5 protein-coding genes and 1 pseudogene are annotated in these 6145 nt (G+C 62.8%); 5 read left to right on the top strand and 1 reads right to left on the bottom strand.

The window, feature by feature from the left end; genetic code table 11:
* Positions 1-304, bottom strand: a 304-nt coding sequence (locus ABMA59_RS36755; protein ID WP_349010274.1) for an IS3 family transposase, incomplete at its 3' end; no start/stop codon positions are given.
* 573 nt (positions 305-877) lie between these two features.
* Here ABMA59_RS36755 and ABMA59_RS36750 point away from each other — a divergent pair.
* The 5 genes and pseudogenes from ABMA59_RS36750 to ABMA59_RS36730 form a co-directional block, all read left to right on the top strand.
* Positions 878-1006: pseudogene (locus tag ABMA59_RS36750) on the top strand (IS5/IS1182 family transposase); the annotation flags it as partial.
* 262 nt (positions 1007-1268) lie between these two features.
* A complete protein-coding gene (locus ABMA59_RS36745; RefSeq protein WP_349010273.1) occupies positions 1269-4079 on the top strand; it encodes a xanthine dehydrogenase family protein molybdopterin-binding subunit in 2811 nt (936 codons plus the stop codon).
* Complete coding sequence (locus ABMA59_RS36740) at positions 4076-4594, top strand: (2Fe-2S)-binding protein (RefSeq protein ID WP_349010272.1); 519 nt, start codon at positions 4076-4078, stop codon at positions 4592-4594. Before ABMA59_RS36745 ends, ABMA59_RS36740 begins: the two co-directional genes overlap by 4 nt.
* Entirely contained in the window at positions 4591-5526 is a 936-nt protein-coding gene (locus tag ABMA59_RS36735) for a hypothetical protein (protein ID WP_349010271.1), read from the top strand. The genes ABMA59_RS36740 and ABMA59_RS36735 overlap by 4 nt, the downstream gene beginning before the upstream one ends.
* 183 nt (positions 5527-5709) lie before the next feature.
* A partial coding sequence (locus ABMA59_RS36730; RefSeq protein WP_349010270.1) for a transposase occupies positions 5710-6145 on the top strand: 436 nt, incomplete at its 3' end.

The raw sequence follows: 6145 nt of genomic DNA, 5'->3' as shown, positions 1-6145 counted from the left end.
AGGTCTTGTGCCCCTTCGCGGGCCTGCTGGTGGCCGGCTTCTGGAAGATCGGCATCAGGCGCATGAGCCGCATCAGCCGCCGGACGCGCTTGACGTTCACGGCATGGCCCTCGTTGCGCAGGTGCCAGGTCATCTGCTGGACGCCGTAGAATGGGGTCTCCAGGAACTGCTTGTCGATCAGCAACATGAGGGCGAGATTCGTTTCGGACTCGCCCTGCGGCTCGTAATAAAACGAGGACCGCGAGATCGACAGCAGGCGGCACTGCGCGCCCACCGACAGCACGGAATGGTTCCGCTCGATCATCCCGCGTCTCATTTCCCGCCCCAGGGCTTGAGCTTTCGTGACATCGAAGCAGGGGCAAGTGACCCTGCGGAGCATCGTTGGCGACGGCCAGCTCTCCTATCTTCGCATGCAGCGCCCGGACAGTCTCCTCGTTGACCTCAGCGGTCTTCTTGCCGCTTCGCTCGTAGATGTCCGCCGCCCCGTCAAGCAGCGCCTTCTTCCACTGATGGATCATGGTCGGATGCACGCCATATTCCGCGGCCAACTCCAACACGGTGCGCTCGCCATTCACGTTCCGTGGGACGACGGGCGAGGCGATCTCGTTGAGAGTTCCGAACCTGCCGGCAAGGCAATGTCGTGAAACAGATTGAGACGCCTCGCTCCCTGACCCCATCATGCGGCAGCCAAGCGCCGACCGCGAAGAGAAGCGAGTGGCCCGCGGAACGCTCCGGGAAAAAGTGCAGGAGCACCTTGACCTCACAGACCGCAATCAGAGAGGACTCTTATGTTAGGCGAGCACGACTAGGTCGTGTGGACTCTTGGGATTCTCAAGGGTTGGCCGATGTACTTCAAGGCTGTGTTTTGGAGGCAGCCATGGGTGTTCTGGATAGTCAAATTCTTCGGGACCATCAGTGGGAGCGGATTTCACCCCATATCATAGACGATGAACGCACACGCGGGTCCTCGGGCCGCTACAACCGCCTGTTCGTGGAGGCCATATTGTGAATCGTGCGAACCGGCTCTCCAACCAGCCAGCCGCCCGAAAGGCTGATCGAGACTTGCCTCCGGCGAGCTCAGACTCGAAAGGTTTGGGCAATCTTCCAAGTTTCTGACAGCGAGGACGGTATCGACGATGTGCGCCGAAATGGTTCCGTAATCCTTTTGGAAGAGAGTGCAATACAAGGCCCCGGACTCTCCGCTCCTTCTATTGTATACAGGTAATTGCGATACTCCATTGCCCGTCCCGGAGAAGCTGGAGCCTTTCATGACCGCAATGCACACCAGCCTGACGCGCCGTCGCTTCGTGCAGACCGCCGCCGGCCTGATCGCGTTGAGCGTGACCGGGGTCCCAAGAAAGGCGGTCGCTCAATCACCCGGCAATACCATCGGGCAGGTCGGCACTAATGCGTCGCCCGTGCCGGGCATGGCGTCGGAGCGTATTGACGGGCGCGCGAAGGTGACCGGGCAAAAGGTCTTCGCTCGCGATTTCAATGCCCGCGACATGCCGGGCTGGCCTTCGCCGCAGTGGCACGCGCTCTACCTCTACGCGTTGACAACCGACCATGCCTTTCTGGGCGTCGACCTGTCCGGTCTCCCGATTGGTGCGCAGCCAAACCGCCTCATCCTCGGCGACACGCTCAGCGGGCGGTTCGGCGCGCCGAAGGTGGTCGCGCTTCGCGACCTCCACGTCGACGAGACTCTGCAGGCAATGGTTGTGAGCGGAGACAGCGGCAGCTTCGACCGGCCGGCCAATATCGAGTTCGATCTCATCGTTAAGCCCGGCAACGTTCCAGATTTCCTCGGCCAGGCGGTCGCGCTGCTGTTGTTCGACAGCGCCGCCAGCTTCCGCGCGGCAAAAAGCGCGTTGCAGTTCCGCGACGACGAATTCCAGATCTATGCACTCGATACCGTTCATTCGACCGGCATGGGCAGCGTTTTCCCTCCCGAAACGACCTATGTGAAATTCACGCTCGGCGGCGACAATTTCAGCTACGCTACCGCCAATCCGTCGACCTACATGACGCAGGTGCCGAGCTATCGCGACAAGATCGCACAGGCGCTGACCGCGGATCCGAGCCATCTCAAGCAGGCCATCGCCTTCGACAAGCGCGCGATGGATCCGATGTTCATGGAGCCGGAGACCGGTCTGGCCTGGTATGAGGCAGGCGCGGACGCGCTGCATCTCGTGCTCGGCACGCAGTCGCCCGACGGCGATATCGGAGACATCGCCGGAATGTACGGCACGCCCGATTCGCCGGTGAAGGTGAAGGATATCCGCCTGACCAGTTGTTATCCCGGTGGCGGCTTTGGCGGGCGTGACAGTTCGCCATTCTCGCTGCTGCTGGCGCTGGCAGCGCCTTTCACCGATGGCAACCCTGTGCGGCTGGAACTCGACCGGTTCGAGCAGTTCCGCACCGGGCTAAAACGGCAGGCGGTACGGATCGAGGGGGAGCTTTCAGTCGGCAAGGACATGAAGATGTTGTCGGTCCAGATGAAGCTCGGCTTCGACGGTGGCGGGCGTAAGAACCTCAATCCCTATGTTGCGAGCCTCGCCGCGCTTTGCGCCGGCGGCGCCTATCAGTTGCCGATGGCGGACATCTTCGCCAACGCCACGCATACGCAGAATGTAAGCGGCGGCTCGCAACGTGGTTTCGGCGGGCCGGAAGCGTATTTCGCGTTAGAAGCCGCGCTCGACGATCTGGCGGCGAAACAAGGGTGGGACCCGCTTGCGCTGCGCCGCGCCAACCTGGTCGCTGATGACGGCACCACTGTTGCCGGCGGCCCGATCGCGCAGGAATTGCGCCTGCCAGAGATGCTCGACATCGCCGAGGCGCACCCACTCTGGCGCGACCGGGCCAAGATCAAGGAAGAATATGCGTCGCGCGGGCAGACCTATGGAACCGGGCTCGCGCTGTCGCTGCAGGCCTATGGTACATCGGGCGACGGCGTGGTGGCAGCGGTCCATCTCGACCCGGACGGCACGATCCGCGTCGAGTCCGACGCAGTGGATATGGGCAACGGGTCGGCGACGACGCTGGGCATCGTGGTCGGCCCGTTCCTCGGCGCGAACGCATCGCGGGTCGACATGGCCTGCTACACACTGTGGGGTCAGACCGGGCTCACCACCACCGATTCGACCGGCACACGCTGGGCCAATCCGGACTGGACGCAGAAGTCGGTCGGCTCCTCGTCCGCCTGTCTGACCGGACTGCACCAGGTACATGTCGTCCAGCAGGCCGCGCGGGCGCTGTTCGAGGGCAGCATCATCGCCGCCGCCCGCGTGCTCTGGCAAAAGCCGGACATCACCGTTTCGCAGACGCGCTGGGACCAGGGCGCATTGGTCGCGTCAGACGGCGGCTTGCCGCCGCTGTCCCTGGCGGATCTCGGCAAGGCCATTGCGACACAGGGATTGCCAAGCGGAGCGCTCGGACACGCCTATTTCCAAAAGCAATGGGTCGAAGCCGACTTTCCCACGCCCGGCGGACAACTGCATCTACAGCTGGACGGACTGTCGTTCTACACCGGTGCGACAGGCAATCCGAAACGCGTGGTGCGGAAAAACACGAGCGGTCCCACTTCCGCCAGCAAGCGCTACGGCCGCTATGTCTGGGCCCCCTGTCTCAACGTTCTCGCCCTGACGGTGGATCGCCGCAACGGTCGGGTCCAGGTCGAAAACGTCATCAGTGTTCTCAATGCCGGCCACGTTCATGTTCCAGAGCTTGTCTCGGGCCAATCGCAGGGCGGTATTGCGATGGTCATCTCACAGACGCTGTTGGAGGACATGCCACCAGGCATGGACGGGCCGGCCAATGGCGCATGGAACCTTGACCGCTATCAACTGGCGAGGATGCAGGACGTGCCGCTCGCCGGACGGTATCGGACGGGGGCGCGGGCTCAGGAACTGATCTTGCTACCGGAAACTCCGGGCGACGGGCGCGCCGGACGCGGCATCGCCGAGGCGGTGATGTGCTCAACCGCGCCTGCGATCTCCAATGCGCTGCTTGACGCCGTCGGGGTGCGGTTCGCTTCGCTGCCGATCACGCCCCAAAAGATCCTCGAGGGCCTGGCGTCATGAGCATCAGCTTCACGGTGAACGGCGTGGCCCAGCAGGTCGCCGATGCACGCGGCGACGACCGGCTCATCGACTTCCTGCATGACGACCTCAACCTGACCGGCACCAAGTTCTGCTGCGGCATCGGTGTCTGCCGGGCATGCACCGTGGCGGTGGCGAAGCCGCCTAATCAGGCGGGATCGCCCGTGATCAGTTGCTCGACGCCGCTGTCGCTCCTGGACGGCAGCGTGATCACCACGATCGAGGGCGTCTCCTCGGGTCCGGTGCTGTTGCCGGTGCAGGAGGCATTTCTGCGCCACTTCGCCTTCCAGTGCGGCTATTGCACGCCGGGCTTCGTGATGGCTGCACAACTGTTCCTCAACGGGCTGGCCGACGGCCCGACGCCACCGGACCTCGATCAGGCAATCGTGGTAGCGATCGGAGACCATATCTGCCGCTGCTCGGGCTATGTGCGCTATGTCGAGGCGGTGCGCGAGACGGCGCTGGCGGTCATCGCCACGAAAGGAGACGCACAATGATCCGGTGCCTCTCCCTTGCCGTCACTCTCGCCGTGTCGTCGCAAATGGCCGCCGCGCAGAGCTCGAACCAACGTTACGCTGAGGTCTGCCGCACGCTGGTCGGTCCGCTGCCCGACTTTTCATGTGCCGACGGCGTGCCGGTCCCGGTGACGGTCAACGGCGTAGCGGTAAAGAAGCCGCAGCCGCAGATGGACTGCGACAGCCCTGCCTTGCTGGACAATGGCGCGGCTTCCGACGGACAGTGTGTGCCCCATTCCCGCATCCTGTCACTGTCGACCAGTTCCATGATGGTCTCCGTCATGTGCCGCCAAAAGGTGATCCGCGACTTGGCCAGTATGGAGTTCGATGAGATCGACGTGATCGCGCATGATCCCGCTACCGGCGCAACCTGCTGGTTCCAGGCCGCAGGCAGCCGCGCGAAGCCAGTGAACGGCCTGAAGGTGCCGTCGCCCACAAAGGCTGTCGACGACAGTTTCTGGAACCGCCCGGAAACTGTCGCGGCCGATGGCTGCGGTAACTGCCATGACAACGACCCCTTCATGTATTCGCCGTTTGTCGGCCAAGTCTGGCACGAAGTTCCGGTCGCGCCATTCGGGCCCTACTACCATGTCGGTCAGAAATTCGGCTTCGCGGCGTGGCCGACCAAGATTTTCGCACTGCGCGACAACACCTGCCTTGGCTGCCACCGTATCGGTCAGATGGAAACCTGCGGCAGCCTGACCAAGCTGATGACAGGCGAGGTTCATCCTAAGGATGCCGACGCGCTCGCCAGGAGCTTCCCGCTTTCGCATGCGATGCCGCCGAGTTTCGGCCAGGACGAGGCAAGCTGGAACGTCATTTACCGTGATGCCGTTGCGCAGATCGAGTCCTGTTGCGCAAATCCCGGTCAGGCAGCATGTGCACTGACGCAATTGCCAAGCGCGCCTCCATGAGAAATAGTCGCCCGTGAACTATCCACAAGCCATTGATCTGACTTTGTAATCTGTGAGTACGGTGCGTTTGGAATTGCAGGATAGGCGGTGTTTGATGGCTGTTTTCTTGCAATTTGGTTTTCGATTCCCTTGTCGGCCGAGGCGTGATTCACTCGGTTTGGCGGGCGAATCGAGGCGACGGCAATGTCCAGGCCACGCGAGAAGTGCGAGACGGGGGAGCAGGATCTGTTCCGCGCCCGGCTCGATCAGATCATCAACATGAGACATGAGCTGGTTCGGCTGGCGCAGGCGATCGACTGGCCGGTGCTGGAAGCGCGTTTCGGCGCGGTCTATTCGGACGGACCGGGCATGCCGCCCTTGCCGACGCGGCTGATGGCGGGGCTGGCGATCTTGAAGCACACCTTCGACCTGTCGGACGACGTATTGTGCGCTCGGTGGGTGGAGAACCCCTATTTCCAGTATCTCACCGGCGAGGAATTCTTCCGTCACGAGCTGCCCTTCGACCGCTCGTCGATGACACGCTGGCGCCAGCGCATGGGTGAGGAACGGATCACGATCCTGCTGCAGGAGAGCCTCGCGGTGGCGGTCAAGAGCGGAGCGATGAAGCCGGCCGATACGC

The sequence above is a fragment of the Mesorhizobium yinganensis genome (assembly GCF_040081985.1).
Lineage (GTDB): Bacteria > Pseudomonadota > Alphaproteobacteria > Rhizobiales > Rhizobiaceae > Kumtagia > Kumtagia yinganensis.
Note: the sequence above shows the minus strand (reverse complement) of the source record. Positions and strands in the feature narration are given on the sequence as shown.

Bases quoted from the DNA above. Each gene is read 5' to 3' on its own strand.
- ABMA59_RS36745 (WP_349010273.1), top strand. From the start codon at position 1,269: ATGACCGCAATGCACACCAGCCTGACGCGCCGTCGCTTCGTGCAGACC.
- ABMA59_RS36740 (WP_349010272.1), top strand. From the start codon at position 4,076: ATGAGCATCAGCTTCACGGTGAACGGCGTGGCCCAGCAGGTCGCCGAT.
- ABMA59_RS36735 (WP_349010271.1), top strand. From the start codon at position 4,591: ATGATCCGGTGCCTCTCCCTTGCCGTCACTCTCGCCGTGTCGTCGCAA.